At 66.2% G+C, this 1942-nt stretch carries 2 protein-coding genes; both read left to right on the top strand.

Translation table 11 applies throughout. The features are described from left to right. On the top strand, positions 1-603 hold a 603-nt coding region (locus tag AB0A74_RS42630; protein WP_358258933.1), incomplete at its 5' end, for a VCBS repeat-containing protein. After that, complete coding sequence (locus tag AB0A74_RS42625; RefSeq protein WP_358258931.1) at positions 600-1856, top strand: VCBS repeat-containing protein; 1257 nt, start codon at positions 600-602, stop codon at positions 1854-1856. The genes AB0A74_RS42630 and AB0A74_RS42625, both read left to right, overlap by 4 nt. The last annotated feature ends 86 nt before the right edge of the window (positions 1857-1942 follow it).

The raw sequence follows: 1942 nt of genomic DNA, 5'->3' as shown, positions 1-1942 counted from the left end.
TGGCACATCCTCTACAACGACGGCTCCACCTACACCCGACCCTGGGGCGGGAGCCAGGGCGACCAGCCGGTCTCCGGCGACTTCGACGGCAACGGACTCGCCGACTTCACCATCTACCGACCCTCCACCGGCAACTGGCACATCCTGCACAACGACGGCTCCACCTACACCCGACCCTGGGGCGGACCCGGCCAACTCGCCGTCTCCGGCGACTACGACGGCAACGGACTCACCGACTTCACCACCTACACCCCCCACGACGGCAACTGGCACATCCTCTACAACAACGGCACCCAATACCACCGCCAATGGGGCGGCAACGGACACACCCCCGTCGCCGGCGACTACGACGGCAACGGACTCGCCGACTTCGTCACCTACACCCCCCACGACGGCTACTGGCACATCCTCCACAACGACGGCACCCAATACCACCGCCAATGGGGATCACCCGGCGACATCCCCGTCGCCGGCGACTACAACGGCAACGGACTCGCCGACTTCGCCGTCTACCGCCCCACCACCCAAACAATCCACATCCTCCACAACGACGGCACCACCTACACTCGTCCGTGGGGCAACGTCGGGGACGTTCCGGCGTGAAGCGCGGCAAGAGCATGACGAACACCGGAAGATGGTTGATCGCAACCGCGCTTACGGCCTCCATGCTGGCTGGTGCCATTCAGCCGTCAGCGCACGCTGACACGGCACTGCCTTGCTCACCCAACGGCGTCACGAGTGCCGACAACGCGCTCGCCGCGTTGTTGAACGGCCGTCTCGACGGGGCGCTTCGCGGCGGGGTCAGCGGATACCAGATCTCATGTGCCCGTGTGGTCGTGAAGACCACCCAACGTCGGGGGCTCGGCCTGCGAGCCGCGGCCATCGCCGTCACCACGGCGATCGTGGAAAGCCGAATCCAGAACTTGGACTACGGTGACGCCGATTCCGAGGGACTGTTCCAGCAGCGGCCCAGCATGGGGTGGGGCACTCCGGAGCAAGTCCGCGATCCCGTGTACGCGACCAACAAGTTCCTCGACTACATGGTCACCAACGTCCCGGACTGGCGCACCAGATCCGTCGGGGAGGTGTGTCAAGCCGTGCAACGGTCAGCGTTCCCCGAACGCTACGGCTACGAGGCGCACGACGGGGCCGTGGTCGCCCAGGCGTTGTTCGGGGGCGCGGCCGGCTACTCGGGTGATTTCGACGGTAACGGGTTGACCGACTTCACGGTCTACCGGCCCACCACCGGCAACTGGCGCATCCTCTACAACGACGGCTCCACCTACACCCGACCCTGGGGCGGGAGCCAGGGCGACCAGCCGGTCTCCGGCGACTTCGACGGCAACGGACTCGCCGACTTCACCATCTACCGACCCTCCACCGGCAACTGGCACATCCTGCACAACGACGGCTCCACCTACACCCGACCCTGGGGCGGACCCGGCCAACTCGCCGTCTCCGGCGACTACGACGGCAACGGACTCACCGACTTCACCACCTACACCCCCCACGACGGCAACTGGCACATCCTCTACAACAACGGCACCCAATACCACCGCCAATGGGGCGGCAACGGACACACCCCCGTCGCCGGCGACTACGACGGCAACGGACTCGCCGACTTCGTCACCTACACCCCCCACGACGGCTACTGGCACATCCTCCACAACGACGGCACCCAATACCACCGCCAATGGGGATCACCCGGCGACATCCCCGTCGCCGGCGACTACAACGGCAACGGACTCGCCGACTTCGCCGTCTACCGCCCCACCACCCAAACAATCCACATCCTCCACAACGACGGCACCACCTACACCAGACAATGGGGAAGCCCAGGAGACATCCCCGCCTGACCACGGAGTGGCGCCCCGCCCAACCGGGGCGCCACACCCCACAACCCACCCGACAGACCACCACACCCACCCGACCAGACGAGCCT

The sequence above is a fragment of the Saccharothrix sp. NPDC042600 genome (assembly GCF_040647305.1).
Lineage (GTDB): Bacteria > Actinomycetota > Actinomycetes > Mycobacteriales > Pseudonocardiaceae > Actinosynnema > Actinosynnema mutabilis.
The sequence above is the reverse complement of the archived record's forward strand: the minus strand, read 5'-3'. Positions and strand labels throughout refer to the sequence as shown.